This window comes from Xylocopilactobacillus apis, assembly GCF_033095965.1.
In the GTDB taxonomy this organism is placed as follows: domain Bacteria; phylum Bacillota; class Bacilli; order Lactobacillales; family Lactobacillaceae; genus Xylocopilactobacillus; species Xylocopilactobacillus apis.
The window spans coordinates 1,088,831-1,111,261 of the sequence record NZ_AP026801.1; the positions used below are offsets into that span (position 1 = coordinate 1,088,831).

21 protein-coding genes and 1 other RNA gene are annotated in these 22,431 nt (G+C 32.5%); 2 read left to right on the top strand and 20 right to left on the bottom strand.

Translation table 11 applies throughout. The annotated features are described in order from the left end of the window. The first annotated feature begins 33 nt into the window (after positions 1 to 33). The gene (locus tag R8749_RS05175) at positions 34 to 1,728 is read left to right on the top strand and encodes an Rqc2 family fibronectin-binding protein (RefSeq protein WP_317698419.1); all 1,695 of its coding nucleotides are present in this window, start codon (positions 34 to 36) and stop codon (positions 1,726 to 1,728) included. Here R8749_RS05175 and R8749_RS05180 read toward each other — a convergent pair. Genes R8749_RS05180 through R8749_RS05210 form a run of 7 tightly spaced genes read right to left on the bottom strand, consistent with a single transcriptional unit; the run spans position 1,717 to position 8,733 of the window. Continuing rightward, positions 1,717 to 3,696, bottom strand: coding sequence for an ATP-binding protein (locus tag R8749_RS05180; protein WP_317698420.1), 1,980 nt, complete (start codon positions 3,694 to 3,696; stop codon positions 1,717 to 1,719). The two genes, R8749_RS05175 and R8749_RS05180, sit on opposite strands and share 12 nt — an antisense overlap. Positions 3,697 to 3,710: 14 nt before the next feature. Continuing rightward, positions 3,711 to 4,754, bottom strand: coding sequence for a carbamoyl phosphate synthase small subunit (locus R8749_RS05185; RefSeq protein ID WP_317698421.1), 1,044 nt, complete (start codon positions 4,752 to 4,754; stop codon positions 3,711 to 3,713). Then, complete coding sequence (locus R8749_RS05190) at positions 4,751 to 5,227, bottom strand: type I phosphoribosyltransferase (RefSeq protein WP_317698422.1); 477 nt, start codon at positions 5,225 to 5,227, stop codon at positions 4,751 to 4,753. Before R8749_RS05190 ends, R8749_RS05185 begins: the two co-directional genes overlap by 4 nt. Before the next feature lie 3 nt (positions 5,228 to 5,230). Continuing rightward, the gene (locus R8749_RS05195; RefSeq protein WP_425613214.1) at positions 5,231 to 6,118 is read right to left on the bottom strand and encodes an RluA family pseudouridine synthase; all 888 of its coding nucleotides are present in this window, start codon (positions 6,116 to 6,118) and stop codon (positions 5,231 to 5,233) included. Next, positions 6,111 to 6,575: a signal peptidase II gene (gene lspA / locus R8749_RS05200; protein WP_317698423.1), complete on the bottom strand. Its 465-nt coding sequence runs from the start codon at positions 6,573 to 6,575 to the stop codon at positions 6,111 to 6,113. The genes R8749_RS05195 and lspA overlap by 8 nt, the downstream gene beginning before the upstream one ends. Further along, on the bottom strand, positions 6,575 to 8,230 hold the full coding sequence (locus R8749_RS05205) for a formate--tetrahydrofolate ligase (RefSeq protein ID WP_317698424.1): 1,656 nt from the start codon (positions 8,228 to 8,230) through the stop codon (positions 6,575 to 6,577). Before R8749_RS05205 ends, lspA begins: the two co-directional genes overlap by 1 nt. A 14-nt stretch (positions 8,231 to 8,244) precedes the next feature. After that, entirely contained in the window at positions 8,245 to 8,733 is a 489-nt protein-coding gene (locus tag R8749_RS05210) for an EbsA family protein (RefSeq protein ID WP_317698520.1), read from the bottom strand. 40 nt (positions 8,734 to 8,773) lie between these two features. Here R8749_RS05210 and cls point away from each other — a divergent pair, with 40 nt between their 5' ends. After that, entirely contained in the window at positions 8,774 to 10,225 is a 1,452-nt protein-coding gene (gene cls / locus R8749_RS05215) for a cardiolipin synthase (protein ID WP_317698426.1), read from the top strand. Here cls and R8749_RS05220 read toward each other — a convergent pair. The 13 genes from R8749_RS05220 to R8749_RS05280 all read right to left on the bottom strand — a co-directional run bounded on the left by R8749_RS05220 (position 10,222) and on the right by R8749_RS05280 (position 22,378). Continuing rightward, a complete protein-coding gene (locus R8749_RS05220; RefSeq protein WP_317698427.1) occupies positions 10,222 to 11,337 on the bottom strand; it encodes a THUMP domain-containing class I SAM-dependent RNA methyltransferase in 1,116 nt (371 codons plus the stop codon). The genes cls and R8749_RS05220 overlap by 4 nt on opposite strands. A 62-nt stretch (positions 11,338 to 11,399) precedes the next feature. Beyond that, positions 11,400 to 11,755, bottom strand: an RNA gene (gene rnpB, locus R8749_RS05225) — RNase P RNA component class B. A gap of 25 nt (positions 11,756 to 11,780) precedes the next feature. Then, positions 11,781 to 12,143 (bottom strand): cell division regulator GpsB, encoded by a 363-nt coding sequence (gpsB, locus tag R8749_RS05230; RefSeq protein ID WP_317698521.1) that lies wholly within the window; start codon positions 12,141 to 12,143, stop codon positions 11,781 to 11,783. A 74-nt stretch (positions 12,144 to 12,217) separates the two neighbouring features. Then, on the bottom strand, positions 12,218 to 13,756 hold the full coding sequence (locus R8749_RS05235) for a hypothetical protein (RefSeq protein ID WP_317698429.1): 1,539 nt from the start codon (positions 13,754 to 13,756) through the stop codon (positions 12,218 to 12,220). 32 nt (positions 13,757 to 13,788) lie between these two features. Further along, complete coding sequence (locus R8749_RS05240) at positions 13,789 to 14,727, bottom strand: glycosyltransferase (protein WP_317698430.1); 939 nt, start codon at positions 14,725 to 14,727, stop codon at positions 13,789 to 13,791. Then, complete coding sequence (locus R8749_RS05245) at positions 14,717 to 15,850, bottom strand: FAD-dependent oxidoreductase (protein ID WP_317698431.1); 1,134 nt, start codon at positions 15,848 to 15,850, stop codon at positions 14,717 to 14,719. The genes R8749_RS05240 and R8749_RS05245 overlap by 11 nt, the downstream gene beginning before the upstream one ends. Before the next feature lie 12 nt (positions 15,851 to 15,862). Further along, on the bottom strand, positions 15,863 to 17,233 hold the full coding sequence (locus R8749_RS05250; RefSeq protein WP_317698433.1) for a hypothetical protein: 1,371 nt from the start codon (positions 17,231 to 17,233) through the stop codon (positions 15,863 to 15,865). A 38-nt stretch (positions 17,234 to 17,271) separates the two neighbouring features. Next, complete coding sequence (locus tag R8749_RS05255) at positions 17,272 to 17,691, bottom strand: hypothetical protein (RefSeq protein ID WP_317698434.1); 420 nt, start codon at positions 17,689 to 17,691, stop codon at positions 17,272 to 17,274. Between the two features lie 47 nt (positions 17,692 to 17,738). Next, positions 17,739 to 19,010: a hypothetical protein gene (locus R8749_RS05260; protein WP_317698436.1), complete on the bottom strand. Its 1,272-nt coding sequence runs from the start codon at positions 19,008 to 19,010 to the stop codon at positions 17,739 to 17,741. A gap of 98 nt (positions 19,011 to 19,108) precedes the next feature. Further along, a complete protein-coding gene (locus tag R8749_RS05265) occupies positions 19,109 to 19,849 on the bottom strand; it encodes a hypothetical protein (RefSeq protein ID WP_317698437.1) in 741 nt (246 codons plus the stop codon). Positions 19,850 to 19,864: 15 nt separating this feature from the next. Beyond that, positions 19,865 to 20,674 carry a glycosyltransferase family 2 protein gene (locus tag R8749_RS05270; protein WP_317698438.1) on the bottom strand — a complete coding sequence of 270 codons (810 nt, stop codon included), beginning with the start codon at positions 20,672 to 20,674 and terminating at the stop codon, positions 19,865 to 19,867. Then, positions 20,661 to 21,458 carry a sugar phosphate isomerase/epimerase family protein gene (locus tag R8749_RS05275; RefSeq protein WP_317698439.1) on the bottom strand — a complete coding sequence of 266 codons (798 nt, stop codon included), beginning with the start codon at positions 21,456 to 21,458 and terminating at the stop codon, positions 20,661 to 20,663. The genes R8749_RS05270 and R8749_RS05275 overlap by 14 nt, the downstream gene beginning before the upstream one ends. Then, on the bottom strand, positions 21,452 to 22,378 hold the full coding sequence (locus R8749_RS05280) for an NAD-dependent epimerase/dehydratase family protein (protein ID WP_317698441.1): 927 nt from the start codon (positions 22,376 to 22,378) through the stop codon (positions 21,452 to 21,454). Before R8749_RS05280 ends, R8749_RS05275 begins: the two co-directional genes overlap by 7 nt. Positions 22,379 to 22,431 lie beyond the last annotated feature (53 nt).

The following is a 22,431-nucleotide window of genomic DNA, read 5'->3' on the forward strand; positions in this document are numbered from 1 at the left end:
CTAGTTATACAAACAATTAAGAAAGAGACAATTATGAGTTTTGACGGAACCTTTATTCACAGTTTAATTAAAGAACTTAAACCTTCAATAGCAGGTGGCAGAATTACTAAAATTCAAATGCCATCATCTTTTGAAATTATTCTAACAATTCGCCAGCAGCGAAAAAATCGTAACCTTGAAATCTCAATCCATCCAGAATTTCAACAAATAAATCTTACTAACCAGTCGTTCCTTGCCCCTACGCGTCCTTATCCTTTTACAATGATTCTCAGAAAATATTTACAAGGAGCACAAATTAAAGAATTAGAACAAATTGGTAATGACCGCATTGTACTAATTCATTTGACTAATATCAATGATTTAGGCGATAAAATGGATTTTTCCTTAGTTGCTGAAATGATGGGAAGAAGAGCTAATGTCCTGCTTGTCGACGAAAAAAGCGAAAAAATCATCGATCTTTTAAAAAGAGGAAATATTGATACTGACCAAAAAAGAGTTTTGGTTCCCGATTTTCCTTATGAACTACCCGAATTACAGCAAAAATTAAACCCTTTTGATTATTTAACAAAAAGTAATGATTTAACTTTTCCGCGTCCAACAGAAAAAGAAATCAGTGAATTTTTAGCATATTTTCAAGGGCTGGGAAAAGATACCAAAAAAGAATTAGCTTTTAGAATGTTAAATAAAGATCCAATTAAGGCCTGGCAGGAATTTTTCGAACAGCTTGATCACCCTAACCCGACTATTTATTATGACGATCATAAACAGCCAGTAAATTTTACGATTTTTCCTTATGAGTCAATTGATCTTACAACCAAATCATTCGCTTCATTTTCTGAATTACTGGATTCATATTTTTCAGAAAAATCAGCTTTTGCGAGAAACAAACAGGCAGCTCAGTCAATGCTGACGCATGTTGACGGGCTGTTAAAAAAAGATCAGCGTAAACTTTTGAATTTAAAGAAAGATCTAAAAAAGGCCCAAAATTCAGATAATTACCGAATTAAGGGTGATTTAATTACCATTCATCTTAACGAGATTAAACAAGGATTAAATGAAATTACAGTTGAAAATAACTACGAACCAGATAGTAAAATCACAATCTCTTTAGATCCCGAACTAAGCCCACAGAAAAATGCTCAAAAATACTACAAAAAATACCGCAAATTGCAAAATTCGCTCAAACATATTGACCAGCAAGTTAAAAGTACCGAAGAGGAAATCAACTACTTAGAAACAATTCTGACGCAAATTGATTTAGCAGACTACAATACTCTTGATGAGATTAAAAATGAGCTAATAAAAGAAAAGTATCTGAAAGTCCAAAATTCTGCTGGAAAACATCACAGATCCGTTAAAAGCAAACCATTAGAATACATTTCTAGTGACAGGACTAAGATTTTAGTCGGGCGTAATAACATGCAAAATGAAAGGTTAACCCTCCACGACTCTCAAAAAACAGATTATTGGCTTCACACTAAAAACATTCCCGGATCACACGTCATTATTAAAGATCCAAATCCTAGCGAACAGACCATTTATGAGGGAGCAATGATTGCTGCTTATTATTCAAAATCCCGCCACTCTGCCCAAGTACCAGTCGATTATGTTCCGATTAAAAATATTAAAAAGCCTAATGGCAGTAAACCAGGGTTTGTTATCTTTACAGGTCAAAAAACAATCTCTGTTACCCCTGAAGAAAGTCTAATTGATAAACTAAAGGCCTGATTTTACATTAACAAACAAAGATAATGCTTCTTTTAAGATTACCGGATCAGAAAAATAAAATGCCCTCGATAATGATTTATCCAAAGTTAAATCTTCAACTTTTCCATCATCTGTTAGATTAAAAGAGTAAGTCATACACAGTTGATCTTTTTTTAGTGAAATTTGTTTTAAAAATTCTTCAATATTTCTAACCCCTTGAACAATATTATTTTTGTTTAATTCGATAACTTGTGAACAAACTATTTTTGAACCATCGCTAATAACTCCGAACTCAAAAGACTTTTTACTGATCACGGATAATTCATCAATATCAGCTTTAAAATCAACCAGCTCCATTGGAAGCTGAATAACACTCAAATCTTTAAAATCAAAGTTATCAAATGAGTTATTTAACAACAAAACTTTTTTGTTGTTTTGAACAAGTAATTTAATAATGGACCTTAAATAATAACGATAGACATTTGAATAATGATCTATTTTTTTTGTATCAAAACGAATGACAATTTGATCGTCTCTAACCAAACACTGATCGCTGACTTCTGCTTGAACTGGGAAAAATATATTCTGATCTTTATAATTTGGACTTTGCCAATTATTTTCTAACAGCTGATTTTTATTAACAAATACTTCTGAAACACATTTTAGAATTTCTAGAAATCCCTGGTCGATTTTAGTAATTTCAGCAATATCTTCTAAAAGAAAATCACGCTTAATCGCCTCCAAAATAAAAAATAAGCGAAAAATTCTAACGTTCATCATTTGTCTAACTAAATAATTATCTGAAAGTTGAGTTAAATATTTATCGATTTCGCTCTGATGAACTCCTCCCAGCTCGATCAAAGTATTTCTAATGCCTAATACCAAATTTGATTCCATCATCATAACTAAAGAATTAGCGCGCTTGCGAGATGCGACAGTTAAACTTTTTACTGAAGAATGATCAACTTCATGATAAGGGCCTACGATCGTAAAGAAATCTAAATCAGAAGCTAACAGGTTAGGATTAGTACGGCTTAATTCTAAAATAGTTCTTCCGCAAGCTAATTCGACAATAACTTTTGCTAGATTAAGGTGAAAAGTTTTAGTAACGATCAATTCAGAGGTTGTTAAGTCGCTATGAATTGAAAGCACACGAAATTGCCCAAGATCACTAATAGCAAATCTAATTTGGATAATTGGCGTATTTATTTCTTTCATAATTCGATGAACAATTCGGTCCATCTCATCAATTTCTCTTCTTAAAAGAGTAACCGCGGGATAAATAACAAGTGAATGATCGCGATGAACTCCTACGGGATCAATTTTTTCATTATGAATCAAAATTCTAATATTTTGATAGCGATCCCTTAGTCCAATTACTTCAACTTCTTTATCACCATGAGCAGACTCTTCCAACTGCAAAACAGTATCTTCACCTAAGTTATCTTGAACGGCCTCTAATAAACTTTCAAAATTATAAAAAAGCCCTAATGATCTGGTTTTCGGACTAATTAACCTTAATCTGGTAGGAAAAGTTAATGCAATGTCTCTAATATTATTATTCTTATTAGTAATAAGTTTGACACTAGGAAAGTTAACTTGATTTAGTTTAAGAAAATGCTCAGTTTCTTGGCGGTCAGTTAAAATCTTTAATGATTGATAGCTGGTCCCAACAAATCTGATTTTCTTTCGCTCTTCGGGAAAGTCCGAAAAAAATTGATAAATAAAAGATTGAACCGACTTTCCGCCGGCTAAAGTAAAGACAAAATTAATTTTGTTATCGGTGATAAATGACTGAAAGTCTTCAGGATTTAAATCAAACCGCATCTGTTTAATCTTAGAATTAATAATCTTAAAATCAGTATTAACCAAAAAAACTTGATCAAATCTCTCGGTCAAAGAATTAACAATTTCCGTTAAAAATTCATTGAGGATTGAATATTTATTGTTATTATTTTTTATACTTCCAATTAAAACAATATTACGCAAAGTACTTCACTCTTTCAGGCTAGATTCTCAATAAACTCATCTAAGAGGTAATTTCTTCCGCTTCCGGCATATTCTAGATCAAAAGAAATTCCAATTACATTATGTTTACGAATTCTAAAAGCCTTAACCTGTTGACGATTAACATCTGTAAAAAGAACAAAAGCAATTTTCTTTATTTTTTCATTAAAAGGGATTTCATAGTTTGAATCATCTCTTACCTGAGAAACTTCGCCAGTTGATCTTTCAACTACAAATTGAGTTTCATAACGCGGAATCTGTTCTTTTTCAAAAGAATTAATTTCAAAAGCTTTAGCAATTAATTCCTGTCCTAACCCAATTCCTAAAATAGAATACTTTTCAGACAAGTCAACTATTTCATCAATTAACGATGCTAATTCTGTTACGTTGCCTGGACCGTTAGTAATAATAATTCCCGAAGGATGATAAGAATCAATAGTTTCAACTGAGGAATCGTGGGGTAAAACCACACAATTGAGCCCTGCTTCAACTAAAGAACGATATAAATTGGTTTTTAAGCCCAAATCTAAAACAACCACCGTTTTTTTGATACCGGGGATTAAATAAGGTCCCTTTGTAGAAACAAAGTCCGTTAGATTATTAGGATTAACAAAAGCCCTTAATTGATCAAAAGCGTGATCATCTACATAATCGATAATCGTTGCATCCATTTCCTTGACGTCTTTAAGATGCTCAATTAATTTATGAACGTTTACGTTATAAATTCCCGGAATGTTTTTCTCTTTTAGATAACGGTCTAAATTTATGCCTTCTGGGCGGTTAATCGTTAAAAAGCTATTAACAATAAAACCTTTAATGTTTGTTTCTAAGGATTGTAAATCCATGGTTTCAATTTCTCTAATTCCCACAATCGGATCACTTGAAACAACAATAGATCCAAAATTATGAGGGGTGGTTAAAGATTCCGTAACGTTATTATTAACCAAATTAAATACTAGGCGCCCGGTCCCTACCGAATCACTGCCAAATGAATCACCCTCAAAAGTTGATCCATCGTTTAAAATTAAATACTTTTTCATTTTAGATAAACAGCATCTTCTCCATCAAGTTCATTTAAGTGGACTTCTACAAATTCAGATTTTGAAGTAGGTACATTTTTGCCAATGTAATTGGCACCAATTGGCAATTCACGATGACCACGATCGATTAAAACCGCCAGTTGAATTGCTTTAGGTTTTCCTAAAGACAAAATTTTATTGATTGCTTGTTCAACTAACCAGCCTTTAGACACAACTTTAGTTATTAAAATTACAATTTTTTCTTTAACATCAACGTTTTGTTTGATTATTTCATCTAATGTCAAAACCGGAATTGTAACATCTTCCAGATCATTAATTGCTCCAGCCAATCTTTTCGCAATTTCATTACCTGCTTCTTCAATGCCAACAAAAATTAAGTTATTTTTGTAATTATTGTTCTCTTCAATTATTTCAACCGCAATTCTCGTAATTGAACGTTTTAAAGTAATTGAATTAATTATTTTTTTAACCATTTTTTACTCCAAGGTATTTAAAATTTCTTCAAAATAAGCAGGTAACGGAGAACTAAAACTAAGAAACTCTTTGGTTCGAGGGTGAATAAATCCCAAGACTCCTGCGTGTAATAACTGGCCATTATGCATTTTGATTGTCTCTTTTGATCCATATAAGGGATCTCCTACTACGGGATGACCGATATATTTAAGATGAACTCTAATTTGATGAGTACGGCCTGTTTCTAGTTTACAACTTATAAAAGTAAAATTATCATATCTTTTTTCAACAAAAAAATGAGTTACCGCAGATTTACCACCAGCAATAACCGCTCGCTTAAGCCGATTCTTGGGATCCCGATCAAGCGGTGCATCGATCGTTCCCTCGTCTTCAGTTATTCTGCCGCTAACTAAAGCATAATATTTGCGAAGAGTTTCTTTCTTTTTAAGCTGATCGCTGAGACTTTGCAAGGCTAATTCAGATTTAGCTACCATCAAAAGCCCACTTGTATCTTTATCAATACGATGGACAATTCCCGGTCGAAAAGCATTATCATTTTCAGCTAAATTAGTGTGATACATTAAAGCATTAACTAAGGTTCCGTGAAAGTGACCGCTGGCTGGGTGAACAACCATGCCAGCTGGCTTATTGACTACAAGAACGTCATCATCCTCATAAACAATATCGAGTGGGATGTCTTCTGGTTCTGCCTTTAAAGGTGGCCTTTCAACTTCACTAACTTCAATCAAATCACCCTCTTTTGGCTTAACATTAGCTTTGGTAGATTTACCATTTAATGTAATATTGCCTTCACTAATTAAGCGTTGAATTTGGCTTCTTGAAAGTTCTAATTTCTCATTTAAAATTTTGTCTAACCGACCGGATTCTTTTGAAATCGAGATTTTATTCAACAGTGTTTTCCTTTCCGCTTTGAAAAAGATAAATGATCAAACAAAGAACCCCGATATTTATTGCCGTATCGGCAAGATTAAAAATAGGAAAATCCATAAATTTAAGCATCAACATATCAATAACCTGTTTTTGAAAAATCCGGTCAATAAAGTTACCAATCGTCCCACCTAAAATTAATGAAAGTCCCACGTTGAACCATTTACTCTGGTATTTCTTAAAAAATAAAAAGTAAACAGCAAATGGAATAAAAATAATCGTAACAATAATAAAAATCCAGGTTTTGCCTTCCCAAAGACTCCAGGCAGCGCCAGAATTTTTAATATTAGTAAGCGAAATAACACCCGGAATCATTTTTAATTCAGCACCTGTTGCAATACTTGTTTTCACAAAATATTTCAAGAGCTGATCGAGCAATACCACAACAAAAATGATCAAAGATTTAATTTTATTACTCATTAAACCGGTCCAGTAATATTTCCGTCTTGATCAAGATCAATGTTAAGAGCCTCAGGTTCCTTTGGAAGTCCCGGCATAGTTAAAATCTTGCCAGTATAAACAACAATGAAGCCGGCACCAAGTTTTGGCTTAATGTCTCTGATGTGTAATGTAAAACCGCGTGGTGCACCAAGAACATTTGCATCATCACTAAAAGACTGTGGCGTTTTGGCAATACAAATTGGCAGCTGATCCCAATGATTATCTTTTAGCTGTTTAATTGCCTTTTTAGCAGCTGTACTATATTCAACTTGCTCAGAGCGATAAACTTTTTTGGCCACTTTTTCAATTTTTTCTTCGAGAGTATCGTTTAATTCATAGAATCGTTTAACTTTTTCAGGTTTTTCTTCAACTAAGGAGTGAACAATTTCAGCGAGATCTTTACCACCGGCAGCTCCTTTTTCGTAAGTTTCACAAATTGCCCATTTAAATTGATCTTGATCTAAAAGTTCAGTTAACGCTTTAAATTCATCATCTGTATCAGTGTAAAATTTGTTGATGCCAACTACTACTTTGATGCCCGTACTAGTCAAATTTTGAATGTGCTGCTGTAAATTAGCATATCCTTTTTTGACATCGTCAATATTCTCTTCAAGAATTTGATCCATTGAGCCTTGGACTTGGAACTTCAAAGAACGGATACTAGCAACGATAACAATCACTTTTGGAGTGACTTCTAATTTACGAGAAACAAGATCAATAAACTTCTCTGCTCCGAGGTCAGAACCAAATCCTGCTTCAGTAATTGCATAGTCACCATATTTTAATGCTAATTTGGTTGCTAAAATGCTATTAGCACCGTGCGCAATATTTGCAAATGGTCCTCCGTGAACAAACGCTGGATTATGATCGAGCGTTTGAACTAAATTAGGACGTATTGCACTCGATAAAATAGCAGCCACTGGTCCGACAAATCCTAATTCTTTAACTGTGACGGGATTTCCTTCATACGTATAGCCAACTAAGATCTTGCCAATTCGCTCTTTAAGATCAACATAATCTTTCGCTAAACAAAGGATCGCCATCAACTCACTGGCAGCGGTAATTTCAAACTGATCTGGTCTGATAACTCCGTTTACTTTACTGCCAAGACCAATAATAGTTTCTCTTAAAGCACGATCATTAACGTCTAAAATTCGCGTGAAAATGATTGATTTTGGATCCAATTGATGAGGATTTCCCTGATAAATATCGTTATCAATAAGAGCTGCTAAAGTATTATTGGCAATTTGGAGAGCGTGGAAATCACCAGTAAAATGTAAATCAATTTCTGCACGAGGAACAATTTGTGAGTATCCCCCGCCGGTTGCTCCGCCTTTTCGTCCCATTACTGGTCCCATAGAAGGCTCGCGCAAGGCTAAAACGGTCTTATAGCCTAAAGAATTCATGGCGTCAGCGAGTCCAATTGAAAGAGTCGTTTTTCCTTCGCCTGCTGGTGTTGAATTCATCGCCGTAACTAGAATTAATTTATCATTCTTAACGCTTTGCGATGGAATCTTTACTTTAGCAATATAATTGCCATAAGGTTCATAATCTTCTCTTTCAATTCCAAGTTCAGTACAGATTTTCTCGATTGGTTCTTTTTTTGCCTCACGGGCAATTTTTAATTCATCCAAATTAACAACTCCTTTTATTTTTGTTCAAAAAATTGATCGAAAACTTTATTTTGTTTTGATTCAATGATTTTGATTTTTTGACTCTTAAAAAAACTTTTAAGCGAACTAAGATCTTCTTTTTTAAAATATAAGCACCATGAATCATCTTTAAATTTGATAATCATATATTTCTGATAAAAAACAACCTCAGCTAAATTAGAAAAAACTTCTTCTTTAGTTACCCACTGATACAAACTGTATTTGGTAATTTTTTCTTCATCAGTATTAATTACCATTGAATAGCGTGTAGCTTCAATAAAAGACAGGACAATAAATACAATTAAAAAGGCAACTGTCGGCCAATTTAAATACGTATATTCCATTTGAAAAACAAATGAAATAAATAAAAAAATACTGATCACTGCCCAATGAAATATTTGTAGTGGTAAACTAGGACGATAATTAAATTTGATAATACACCTGCTTTGCTTATGTAAAAATGATAAATTTATTTTACAATAAATAAAGTTCTAAGAAAAATTTACAATCAGGGAAGAAAAAATAGTGCGGATATTCATTTATGTTTTAATTGCCATTGTGCTTATCAATACAATCCTTTCAATATTTGTTGTCATGCGTACGCCTAGAGATATTGCTGCAACTTGGGCCTGGTTATTGGTTTTAATATTACTGCCGGTTGTAGGATTAACCCTTTACATGTTTTTCGGACGTGGGATGTCTAAAACTAAAATCAGCCGAATTCAAGACAGCTACTCGCAAGGTATCAGCAATGCACTAGACAGACAAAAAGCCTTAATCACCAAAAAAAGTCATAAATTTCCAGCTGACATTGAACAGCTCGTAAACCTATTCTTTAGTTTAAATGCCTCGCCAGTTTTAACATCTGAAAAGCCTCAAATCTTTACTAAAAGTAAAGATTTCTTCGATGAACTTTTTGAACTCATTGACGGAGCAGAAGAATCAATATACGTTGAATTTTACACTATTTACGCTGATAAAGTTGGACATAAATTCCGTGACGCCTTGATTAAAAAAGTCCAGCAAGGCGTTAAAGTTTACGTAATCTATGATGGCTGGGGGTCAATGGGAGTTTTTCGTCACTTCTGGCTCCCGCTTCGAAAAGCCGGAGGAAATGTTGAACTCTTCTTCTCTTCCCGTTATGTTATCACTGATTTTCGTTTAAATTATCGAAATCACCGTAAAATTGTCGTTGTTGATGAAAAAGTCGGATTAATTGGCGGTTTTAATATTGGAGATCAGTATCTAGGTCTTAAAAAGAAGTTTGGTAACTGGCGGGACACTCATATTCTCGTAGAAGGTGAAGCCGTTCGAGCTCTGACTGTTAGATTTATTATGGATTATAATGCAACCGTTGATCGTAAAAAATGGCTTGAGTATCCTCAAATTATTTCAACGCACGAAATTGCCAATCCAATTAGTAGAAGTAACACTTATATGCAGTTAGTCACGAGCGGTCCTGATGAAAGGATTGACCAAATTGAAATGGGATTAATTAAATTAGTTTCAACAGCCAAAAAGAGAATTTGGCTCCAGACTCCTTATTTGGTACCAAGCGACAGTTTCTCCGATGCTCTTGTCAGTGCTGCTAAATCAGGCATTGACGTGAGAATCATGATTCCAAGTTTTCCCGATCATCCATTTATTTATCGTGCAACCCAATATTATGCTAAATATTTTTATGATATTGGAGTTAAAATCTATATTTACAACAACGGATTTCTCCACGCTAAAACCTCAATTTTTGACGATATGGTGTCAACAATTGGTTCGGCAAATATCGATATTCGTTCTTTTAAGCTAAACTTTGAAGCAACTGAATTTATTTACGGCGAAAAGTTCAATGATGAACTTGCAAAAACATTCTTAGATGATATTAAAGAATGTACTGAATTAAATGACGAAGTTATAAATAATCAGAGTGGTTGGGAGCATTTCAAGCAAGACTTTTCAAGACTATTGTCACCAATTCTTTAATTTTCACCCCAAAATTGGAAGTAATCGGTTCTAATTGCCCCGTTAAATAACTTCCTTTTTTTTGTGGCTTTCATCCCATAGTAATCTTCAAAATCTAAATCACTTGTAATCACATATTTGCTCCATTTATCGAGCGGAATAAATTTCTTGCCCATTTGGCGGTAAAGTTCTTTTGCCTGCGATTCTTCTCCCATTCTTTTACCATATGGAGGATTAACGATAATAACCCCTTTTTCATTTGGCAGGTCTAAATCACGAAGAGCAATCTGTTTAAAATGAATTAAATTATAAATTCCTGCTCCGTGCGCATTTTGCTCACTCATAGAAATCATATTCTGATCAATATCACTAGCTGATATTTCTAATTTAACACTGCGGTCGATTGCTTCTTTGGCTGCTTTTTTCTGATCTTCTAAAATTTTAGAATCAACATCGTCAAAATGATTGAATAAAAAATCTCTCTTTAGACCAGGAGCAATATTAGCACCGATTAAAGCTGCTTCAATTGCTAATGTCCCAGAACCTGTCATCGGATCAACAAATGGTAGGTCCGGATGCCAATTAGTTAACATGATTAAACTAGCTGCCATGTTTTCTTTAAGCGGGGCGACACCTTTCTCGATTCGGTATCCGCGTTTAAAAAGACTGTCTCCGGTAGTATCTAAGAGAACCTCAGCCTTGTTTTTTTCAAAACGGATACTAAGACTGTACACTGCTCCAGATTCTGGTAATCTTCCTGAACGATGATAGATCTTCTGCAATTTTTTGATAATTGCACGTTTTGTAATTGCTTGGATATCTGAAAGACTAAATAGTTTTGATAATTTGCTTTTCGCATTGACAATAATTTGACCATTTAAAGGAATTATCTCTTCCCAAGACATTTCAAAAATTTTATCAAATAATTCTTCAAAAGAATGCGCTTTAAATTCCTTTAAAACGATCTGAATTCGATCTGCACTTCGAAGCCAAAGATTCGTTTTAGCAACGTCTTCATATTCTCCTTCAAAGTAAATTTTGCCATTTTCTGGTTTAGGATCGTATCCTAAATCAATTAGTTCTCTTTTCGTAATTGATTCGATGCCGCTAGCTACATTTGCTACTAATTTCATTATTTCCTCTTTATCTATAAAAAAAACCTAGGTCGCAAAAACCTAGGTACTGAAGTGCAAACTTCTATAAGCCATGTTCTGTTCAAAAAACATCCCAGTTAGATGTTTTCTTCGGTAATCATCTGTCTTCGCTTTAGCGATATCGACCTAAGTTTAATTCCTCGATCAATATGCCCCTACCGTAGTTTGGGTTGCTCACTCGTGGGGTTTACCCGTTCCACTTATAAATTTCTTTATAACTCGTCTCTGTGGCACTTTATGGAGGTCTGCATAGATAAAATCCTTAGCAGACTTATCCGCCGTTACATAGAAATGTACCTTGACTTATTGGGTCAAGCACGAACACTATTCGCATTTCAGCGAATGTGAGCATGGACTTTCCTCAGCCAGCATCAGCTAACCGCGATTACCCAAAGTCTGCACAAATGAATATGATAATATAATTAATCAGAATTATCCAGTTTCAGACCGAAAACTTTTCTTTCAAGATTAGAAATTCTCTTTAAAATATCATAATTTGTGACCGCACTATTTTTGTTCATGCCGCCTGTTTGTTTAGCAACGGTCAATTGTTTGCTTAATTCATCAGCTCTACGAATTAAGCGTTGATTCTCACGGGTCAGCCGATCAACTTCCTGAATATAATTTTCATAGTCTTTAATGACATCATCTAAAAACTCATTAACCTGATCTTTATCAAAACCACGTAATCTGGTATCAAAATTTTTATCGGCGATTTCGCGGGGATTTAGTTTAATAGAAAATTCATTCTCTGTTTCTGAACGATTTTGACTTGTCTCTTGCATATTATCCAATCTATTACCTCTACATATTCAATCCTAAAAGAATTATATCAAAGCTAGAGTTCATTGTTAACTAATCATTTAAGCTTAAAAATCATATAATTACTCTCATCACCATTGATTGCCTTATTATCAAACACAGTAGGTGATGGTAACTTCTGAGCGTAGTCAACAATATCTTGGTTTGTATAGTAACGCATGATCATTTTATCAATTTTTGGCTGATACTCTAAGCCTTGCGTTCCAGTATTATTATATAGCCAATAGACATGACTGTATTTATTTTTAATTTTTTCGATATTTTTCTTAAATTTCGAAAAAGGCATGTTCCAAAAGTAATCATAATCCCAAGGAGTATAAGTTAACTTCTTCATTGCTCGAATGTCAATCATCTTTTGAGTCGGTTTCATATAACCCACTACTGGGGTTGCAAGAAAGGCATTGGTATCAATCAGCACCGCATCACTTGGTAATTCTTTGTTGATGTACTCCCCTACTTCTTTTGATTCTGAAAAAGGTTCGTTAAAGTCCTGAACAGCATCCACTGCGTTACTGAAACTTGAAATTGCACCAACAACAACAATCGCTCCAATAAAGACATAACTAAACGTGTCCCCTGCTAAACCAGTTTTTGAAATTATTTCATACGGCTGATAATCATGGTCTTCTAAAATCGTCCACATAATATAAAGCAAAATATAAAATAGTGAAATAACTTTAGCCTGCATATAGATGATGGTGCTGTATACAAAAGCACTGACTAGTGCCATGAAAACGGTCGAAACTAATAAGATAAAAAATTGTTTACGATAGTAAATTCCTAAATAAATGAACAAAATCAGCCAGAAAATAACAGTAATTATAGCTGGGACTTTTAAAGTTACAAATGTATCTGAGAAAAATTTCCAAACAGTAGTCAGATAGTCACTCATAACAAAACCAGCAGTTGGTCCCGAAGTTGTGCCGACAATCACGTTGACTTTATTTAAAAATACCACCTGAATGAAGAGAATAATGGTACTGAGGGAAACTAGAATTAAAACTCCAAATTCGCTTTTTTTGCGGTCTTTTTCTTTCCATAATTCAATTAAATAAATGAGCCACAGGATAAACGCTACCCCAATCATCATTAAATGGGTATGAATCAAAAGAGCTAAAGAAATTCCGTAAGGCCAAGGATTAGTATGACGATTCTGATAAAAGACGCAAAGCAGAACCATTAATAATCCGATTAAGCAATAATTCCTTGAAATAACTGGGTAGTTATAAAGAAACATCGGAGTAAAAAGCAAAATAAGCTTAATGGTCTGACTAAATGGCCCAAATTTTAATAAAAGAAAGGCCGTCACTGTCATAACTAGTAAACTTAAAACATTAAGAGTGATAATCGGTAAACCCATCTTTGCAAAAATTGCAAGGAAGTAATACCACAAAGAAGGATGCCCTTGTTGAATTGAGCCCGTAAAAATCTGCCAAGTGCTTGAATCACGAGCAAAAAGCCAAGCGTTTATCTCATCACGCCATGGTTCGTGGTTAAAAAGTAAAAATAAGTTGAGGCAAAAATAAATTAAAGTTCCACCATATACAACTAACGGTTTAGTTCTTTTTTCTTCCAAAAATTTTCTCCCAAATTTTATTAGCTAGTTATTTATCGGAATTTATCAACGTCTTTAACCAAATAATCTTGATGCGAAAAATTCATTCTTACCAGTAAATCAAGATACTTGATAACGATTGTAAAAAATAGAAAAATTCCGAAAAATCCAAACGAAATGTATAACATCGTCGTCGACCAACCGGTTACAGCATTTCCTGATAAATATAAAACTAATGTATATATTACCGCAAAAATTGTTAATAACAGCATTAAAATAGATAAAAATAAAGAAAAACGATAGAAGAAATTAGTAAACAAAATTAGATTATTTAAAGCATGTGAGAATCGATTTTGGTTACGAGAAAGCTTTTTCTTATTGACATGAATTGTAGCTTCATAAGAAATAGTTTTGCGGTTTAAGCCTGAGTTAGCATAGGTTGCCTTACTGTACATCGAGTATTCATTTAACATCTTGACCCGATTAATAGCTCTCCTAGAAACAAGACGCATTCGTTCCGTGCCGATTTCATATTGAATATTAGCAAAATGATTAAAGACAAAATAAAACATCTTCGACATAAATCGCTCACTATTTTTTTCAGAAGCGACAACGATATCATTGTTACCAAGGGCTGCTTCATACATTTGCCAAAGAACATCGATTTTATAATTAATGAACACGGAATCAAACTCATAAACAAAGTCGCCTAAAGCTAAATCAGAACCAGCATTAAGGGATTTTTCTTTACCCTGAAAATAACTCATGGTAATAATACTTAAAGATCCCCCATTTTCAGTAGAAACAACCGATTTCAGCTCATCGATACTGCCGTCAGTGGAAGCATCATCAACGAATATTATTTCATAATTTAAAAACTTACTTTTTAAAAAGCCGTTCATTTCCTCGTAAAAATCTTTAATCAAATTTTTGTTGTTATGAACATATGCAACGAGAGAAACGAAGTTTTGTTCTTTATTACTATTTTCCATTTAACAAGACCTTATCTAAATCATAAACTGTATTTATTTTTCCTGATAAAACACTAACAAACATTGGACTTTCATTCATTACCTTTACAACAGTTGGCCTACTGTCATCAATTTCTGAAGCTTTTAAAATTGGCTTCATTGAAAACAGCGACTTTTTATACTTAAACTCATATTCATCTTTAATATACTTTTTGGCAATTGAACGCATATAAAGATAAGCAGTTAAAGGCCGAACCGGACAATCATTGCAATTGCCTAAGTCCTCAGGTGAACAATAACCATTGCTCCTTGCCTGACAAGGGAAGGTTGGAAGATTATCATAACTTGTTTCATGAGGAGTAAAAGTTACTGCCGTCAGTGAATGAAGTCCGGTTTTGCCAAATGGCATCAAGGAGAAAAATGGCCCGTCCATGACAGTTAACCCTTTATCTTTTAATAAATCGTTAACCTCGACCAGAATAATTTCACATTTTTCGTATTTAATTTGAAAAGGCTGATATCCTAAGAGACTATGAACCTCGTTAACTCCAGCATAAGAAGAATTCAAAATAAAATCCGTATCAAATTCTTTGCCATCAGCTAAAGAAACTTCGAAATGAGAATCTAACTGTTTAATAGCAGTAATTTTAGCCGAGAAAAGCATCTCAACGTTTGGAAATTGAGCAATTTCTTTTAAGAAAAAGTCACGAATAATATGAGCGTCAAATGTATACTCTTTCGTCAAAAACGCTCCGTCGCACATCTCAGGATTAAAATAATTTTCCCTTGGCATTTCCTCGCAAAAAATCCCGGCATCGCTGCAGAATTTTTTAAATTCATCCTTATTAGTCCAACTAAAGTGAGATGAGGTGGCATAAATTTGATCAAAAGTCTTTAAAATTGCAAAATCAAAATCTTCAACAAAACGATCAAAATACTTTTTAGATTTAATGGCAGTAGAAATAGAACGTGGATAATGATACCCCATATGGACTCGTGCTTGATTGATATATGTAGCACGCATAAAAGGTTCGGGATCCTTTTCAATCAGTAAGATCTTCTGATTACCCTGTTTTCCCGTTAGCCATGCGGAATAAAGTCCGTATAGTCCGCCGCCAATGATTATTTTGTCGTAATGTTTCAAATTATCCTCCTGCTATTCTTTTATTTGTATCAATGAAGGATATTGTAAATCCATTGATGATCCTTCAACAACCACCTCAATCCCTAAATTAGTACGAGATACTTTTTTGATTTTTATGGTGTTATTTTTATTATCAACTAACTTAGAACTCATTTTTAATCTATTAAATAGTGATGGATTATAATCAAACAAAACTTTATTTTGAGAAATCCCATTAATCCAAAACTTATTGTTTATATCAGAAGCAACCCATGCATTCAACCATTGAGAAGATAACTCATTATCGCTAAAATATAAAACTTTTACGTTAGTTTTCTTTGTATCGAATATGAAAACATTAGAAATGGGATTCATTGCCCATTGAAATTTTGAATCTTTTAAATCATTTTGAATTAGAATCGTATATCGTTTTCTACTTTTTTTTGTATTTTGAAATAAACTGCTAAGAGATTCGGTATCTCTAATTCCATGATCAAAAAGCAAATCAGTATAACCTCTCACTGGTTGTGTTGCCCCAAAAATAGATGTTTCTAAGTACGGTTTCATATAGTGAGCAATTTTTTGGTTATTTTTTCTAAAATCTGTATTCCAAACATAAGAACTGTCATAATTATAATTAATGGTATTCATTATGCCTACGAATAATACTAGTGCAGTAATAACCAACCTTTTTTTATAATAAAATATAATCATAGCACTTATATCACAAATAATTAGAACTAAAATAAATACCAATTTCATTCTATCAAAAGTGTATAAAATAGCATGTTCTTTCATTAATACATTTTCTATCATAGGAAATAAAAATAAAAATAAAAAATATTTATTTTTAACAAAAATGGATGAATATTTTCTATATGAATTTCGTTTTTGTTGATAGATAACAAAAGAAACTATTATAAGAAAAACTAGAAGAACAAAAGTAAATTTAAATGAAGACCAGTATCCTAAAAATAAGCTATTAATAGAAAGATGACTTGCTATACTACGGGAAAAGAATCGTTCTTTCATTGCTTTTATAAAATTATTAAAGCTAATATTCAGAAGAAAATGACCACAGAAAATTAAAGCCGACAAAGTAGAAAGGCCCAAAATATATAGTCCTTTAAAAAAAGCTTGTTTTTTACTATTTTTCCATTTAGAAATAACCTCAATGATAGCAAAACCAATATTGGCAACATACCCTGTCCATTCAATATAAGGATTTAGTAAAGTCATAATCAAAAAAACAATATAAGCATTTTTAGAGTTAACCGATCTGTAACGATAATATGAGTAGAACTGAATTAAAAGGGTCACTTGCATCAATGAATGATGCCAATAAACAATTCCCATGTTGTGAAGTAAAACTGGTTCCATAGTATAGACAATGATACCAATCATAGAAACTGTATAGCGACCTTTGTAGTCCTTAAATAAATCTAATAAGAAAAAGCTAAAATTAAGGCTGAGATAATAAATAAAATAGTGTTAAACAGATAAATTGAAAATTCATTAAATCCTAAATTAAACAACTTTAAAAATAAATACGGTAATGCATAACCGATACCTGAAAAAGATGTGTAATAATAATTTCCACCGTTTCCAAGAATTGTTAATCCCCAAGGGATATATTTATTATCAATTCCACCTAATGAGGTTAATGGAAGGAATTTATGAACACTTAGAGGCGTTTCATCAAAACATTTCAAAGTGTATAAAACATGCCAAGTTGCATCTGAATCTATATAATTTATTTCTCCGCTTTTATATTTTACAAAAGCTAAAACTATAACAATTAAAATGGTTAAAATTATGACATAAATTTTTTTGTTCTTTATAAAATTTTTCCTGGAATCCAAGACTTCACTCCTTAACTATGTATCATCAGTATACATGATTATACATTTTACTGGTTAGAAATGTTTTTATAATCATATTTTATTATTTCTGAAATTTTAGTACTCTCAATTATTAGGTTAGATTTATTTTGTGGAAATGGGAACAACAATGCCACTCCTTTTCCATTATTTAAATACACCGGTATTTCATATTCGCCTTTAATTGGTAAATTAAAATAACTAGAGCCAGCCTTTCCGGCAAATTCATCTGGTAATGCAGAAATGATTCCAATATTCGAATGTATGGTACCAAACGTTTGATCTACAACCTTATACTTTATTTTAAGACTAGCTATTCCATTAATTTTTTTGGAAGTTTTTATTTCAATTCCTGTAATATCAGACACTCCTTCCATTACGGTGACTTTAATTTTTTGAGTTAAAATAGAATATTTGCTTGAAATGATGCGATTTTTATTATCTTTCCTCCAAATATCAGCGTAAGAATGAGTATCAACATAGTGATAATGTTCAAAAATATACTTGAAAAAATACCAATTACTATTGATTATCCATTCATAATAACCTAACGAACTTTTAATAGAGGGCGTCAAAAAAACATTATAATTATTTTTTTGAAAATTTTTAAGATAATTTTTTTGTGCTTTTGGTCCAAGAGCGTGAATTATATAATCTTCATGCGATTTAGAAAATTTATTATTAATAACTTCTAGAGCAGAAGAATAAGTAGAAAAGAAATTTTTACCTTTAGTTTTATCAATAAGAGTATCAAAGCCTTCATCACTTACACCTGGTACACCGGCATACAAAGAAACACCATCATTACTTAAATATCCCCCTAAATTTTTATAATAAACGCCATTTTCTGCACGAGTTGCGTAAGTATTGATAACCTCTTTTGATAAATTAATTTGACTAATAGCAAAACAAGAAATACAAATAATTGATACTAAAAAGATCGAAAAACTATTTTTGGTTGAACTTTCTGTTTCTTTTCCTTTATGCACTAATAAATTAAATAAGTAGCCAAATGTAGAGGAAAAAAGAACTAAAGCAATAAAATCAGTTTTTGTGGTGGAGCTAAAAATTGCATAGAGCCAACGATCAAAAAAATAAGAGAGATAAATGAATAATAATCCTACGTGAAATAAATATTCATTTGTATTTTGCGTTTTAATCGTAAGAATAAATTCAAGAACTATATAAAATAATAACAAATAATCAAAAAGTTTAAAGTGGGTAAAAATATCAAAAAAAGAAAAAACGTAAGTTTTAGGAAAAAGTTGATAATACCAAGATTGTGCGCCTGAAGTTCCCAAAATAGACTCAAAATAGCTTCCAATGTTTACGTGTGTAGTTATTATTATTATTAACAGCCATATACTTAACGTTCCTAAAATCCAAATTATAATATACTTTAAATTTTTTTCCAATCGTATTTATATTTTTTTATTAATAATATTAAAAAACACAACGAAGATGCAACAAAACTAGAAATTCCAGTATCATTTGAAAACAGAATTAAAAATCCATTAAAAAGAGATGTGCAAATTGAAAATTTTAAAAAACTTTTAAAATATAATTTTTTAATAATTAAGAATACAATCAGAAAATATAAAATAACGCAACTTCCACGTAAAATTCTTGCTGAGGGTCCTGGCGTAATGTAATTAGTTGAAACACTAAATATTTTTTTTGTTAAATAGTCAATGACACCAGGGTAGACTTCGTAACCAACAACAAATAATGTTGAAGCTAATAACGAAACATTTGTATTTTTTGTTATTAATTTAACGATTACAAATATTATCGACGCAGTTAATGTAATTGTTAGAAAAACTCCGACAAAAAGACTACTAGCGAATGTTCCTCCAAAAATTAAGGTAAATAAAGCTCCAATATATAGATGCCCCAATCCCAAATAAACAGAAAAATCTCTAAATGGTACAAATCCATGAAGTATTCTTCGCCAAGCATCATAATTTTGGAAATCTCCATCGACTGCATAAAAGTCAACAAACGCAGCTCTTTTAAATGCCATATTCATTGCATAAACTAAAATTAGTAAAACAAACATAAATGTGATAATTTTACTTCCATTTTTTTTAAAAAAATTGGCATTGACAATTTTTGATTTTGATTCTACTTCCTTATTCAATCTTTTACTCCCGAATTAAATTTGAGGCTTATATACACCATTATAATTATGCCATAAGATCTTCAATAGTTCTAAATTGCCTTTTAATGGGCTGATTTTAGTTGGGGTCTTACCTTTGGCTGGATACTTTCTTTTTACTGGTACTTCAGTAGATTTCAAGCCAATTTGATTTGCTCTTACTGATAAATACGCCAATAATTCATAGGTTTGAAAAATATCACGCAAAGGCATTACTCTTGGATCTGATAAATATTTACGAGAATAAGCTCGATAAGCATTGGTCGTATCTGTATAACGTTGTCCGGCAGTTAGTGAAATGACTGGAGCATGAATTAATCTCACTGATAAATCACGAACTAAAGGAGTGTTTATCCCTTCTCCTCCCTCAATAAAACGTGATCCTTGCACTAAATCATATCCTTGATCTAATTTTTGAATAAATTCAGGAACGTCTTCAATACTATCTTTATCATTACCATCAATGGTTACAATTCCCTGATAATTACGATTTAAAGCCCAATAGATCCCCATTCTTAGCTGAGCTCCTTGGCGTCCCGGACCTTTTTTCGTTAAAATCGTATTCACATTAAGTGATTGTAATAAAGATAAATCATCAAGGCTTCCATCATCTGATCCGCCATCACAAATCACAATGTCGATTATAGTTCCGACCTTAGCTTTTTGCGCTCTCCTCAGCTCATTAATAATTCGATCCCCTTCATTGATGACTGGAATCAATAATACATATTTATTTGACTTACTATTCAATTCAAGTGAATCAAAATCCGGTACCCCGGCAATTTTTTCGTAATTAATCGATAACATTTGAAAAATATTCCTTAATCTCTAATATTATTTCTTTGGTTGCATTTAAATCATTTAAATTTTTCATTTCAATTGATAGAAAGCCCGAATAATCTTTTAGATGCTGTGACAAAACCGAATAAAGATTTTCATGGATCAAAACCTTCTTTAATGACGGTTCTGATAAATGAATATGATTAATCAAGTTTAAATCATTGGATAAAATATCAGATAAATCTTCGTTATTTTCAATGACCGTTCCTAAATCAAGATTGAGTTTTAAACCCTGACTATTTACTTTTTTAATCAGATCGATCGCTTCTTTTGTGGTTAAAATAAAGTTTCCGCCATAAATAGAAGGATTGGCTTCAACTGCAAAAATAGTTTGATTTTCAAGAGCATAGTCACCAAGTTCTTTAAAAATATTAATAATTTTATCTTCTGAATAATTATCTGGCAGCAATCGATTTTTCGGTGATCCGAAAACTAGATTCTTAATTCCTAATTGTCCCGCAAAAGAGATCGCTTTTTTTAAATAGTTAACTAATATTGGACCATCTTTTGGATCAAAAATATTTTCTGTTCGTCCATAAATCAATGACTGCATGGACGGAACTACAAGGTGGTATTTACTTAATTTTTCAAAATATTTTTTAAACTGCTCGACGTGATCATAAGGATTTTCAAGTTGAATCTTGGTTGGAATTAACTCAATTCCCTGATAATTATTAGTTTCAAGAAACGGCAAAATTTCGTCATCGTTCTTAAGATCCCACGCTATCTGAGAAATTGCTAGTTTTACCATTGTTTATTAGTCTCGATAAATTTTACTAAATCGCTTAAAGCAGTCTTTTTATCAACTAGATATCCATTTGAGCCGTCAAACACTCGGTCATATTTTGTTTTAAAGTCATAAATTAAAGGATCTTTACGAATAATATTTTTAAAATCTTTGCCTGTTACCGCATTATAGAGTTCATGAGCAGAAATGGGCTCAACCGCCATATTAATTAAAGGAATTTTATTATCTATAATGGTTTGAGTATGCTGCCAGATCTGTTCCATGTTGTAGAAAGAAAAAATTGTCCGACTGTCAGTAAAGTTTAGCGAAGTGAAATTTAATTTAATAAATTCTTGCCGCAACAAGTTTATTTTATTCTGATCTTTAACGATTAGCTGATAAAAGCCATTAGGCTGAAGTTGATATGAATCTTTTATATCAACACTTTGAGAACTGAGTTCATCGTATTTTTCCTTTGAAAGCATTGAAGGAACCAAACTAATTAAATCAGAGACAAAATTTTTCTTTAACCCTGGTCCAAAAAGCGCCGGCAGCCGAATGATTGAAGAATTATCAATGTTATCTCTAACCCATTTTTCTAAATAAAGTCTGTCCTTACCGTATGGCTGAACAGTTGAGTGATCGATTGGTGTATCTTCATCAACTGCATTGGGAACTGGATAGACGTCAATTGTTGAAATTAAAACTAATTTTTTTGGATTAATCATTTCAATGTTGTGAATAGCGTCTTTAATTGAAACAAGATCTTCTTCCGGATGAGCATTTGCCAGAAATTTTTCAGCTCTAACACCTGCATAAACTAGTAAATCAGGCTTTGTTCCATACGCTTCTTTAATGTCCGTCGAGTGATAACTTCGATCGAAATGATGCTGTCTAGCAAAATTCCCGCCAACAAAACCTGTAACACCAACTAACGATTCCATTTAAATTCCTTACTTTCTACATATAAATATCAAGAAAAATTATAACATACGAA

Excerpts from the sequence above, each read along its gene's own strand:
- R8749_RS05175 (WP_317698419.1), top strand. The coding sequence starts at position 34 with ATGAGTTTTGACGGAACCTTTATTCACAGTTTAATTAAAGAACTTAAA.
- R8749_RS05185 (WP_317698421.1), bottom strand. The coding sequence starts at position 4,754 with ATGAAAAAGTATTTAATTTTAAACGATGGATCAACTTTTGAGGGTGAT.
- R8749_RS05190 (WP_317698422.1), bottom strand. The coding sequence starts at position 5,227 with ATGGTTAAAAAAATAATTAATTCAATTACTTTAAAACGTTCAATTACG.
- lspA (WP_317698423.1), bottom strand. The coding sequence starts at position 6,575 with ATGAGTAATAAAATTAAATCTTTGATCATTTTTGTTGTGGTATTGCTC.
- R8749_RS05220 (WP_317698427.1), bottom strand. The coding sequence starts at position 11,337 with ATGAAATTAGTAGCAAATGTAGCTAGCGGCATCGAATCAATTACGAAA.
- gpsB (WP_317698521.1), bottom strand. The coding sequence starts at position 12,143 with ATGCAAGAGACAAGTCAAAATCGTTCAGAAACAGAGAATGAATTTTCT.
- R8749_RS05240 (WP_317698430.1), bottom strand. The coding sequence starts at position 14,727 with ATGGAAAATAGTAATAAAGAACAAAACTTCGTTTCTCTCGTTGCATAT.
- R8749_RS05250 (WP_317698433.1), bottom strand. The coding sequence starts at position 17,233 with ATGATTGGTATCATTGTCTATACTATGGAACCAGTTTTACTTCACAAC.
- R8749_RS05270 (WP_317698438.1), bottom strand. The coding sequence starts at position 20,674 with ATGTTATCGATTAATTACGAAAAAATTGCCGGGGTACCGGATTTTGAT.
- R8749_RS05275 (WP_317698439.1), bottom strand. The coding sequence starts at position 21,458 with ATGGTAAAACTAGCAATTTCTCAGATAGCGTGGGATCTTAAGAACGAT.
- R8749_RS05280 (WP_317698441.1), bottom strand. The coding sequence starts at position 22,378 with ATGGAATCGTTAGTTGGTGTTACAGGTTTTGTTGGCGGGAATTTTGCT.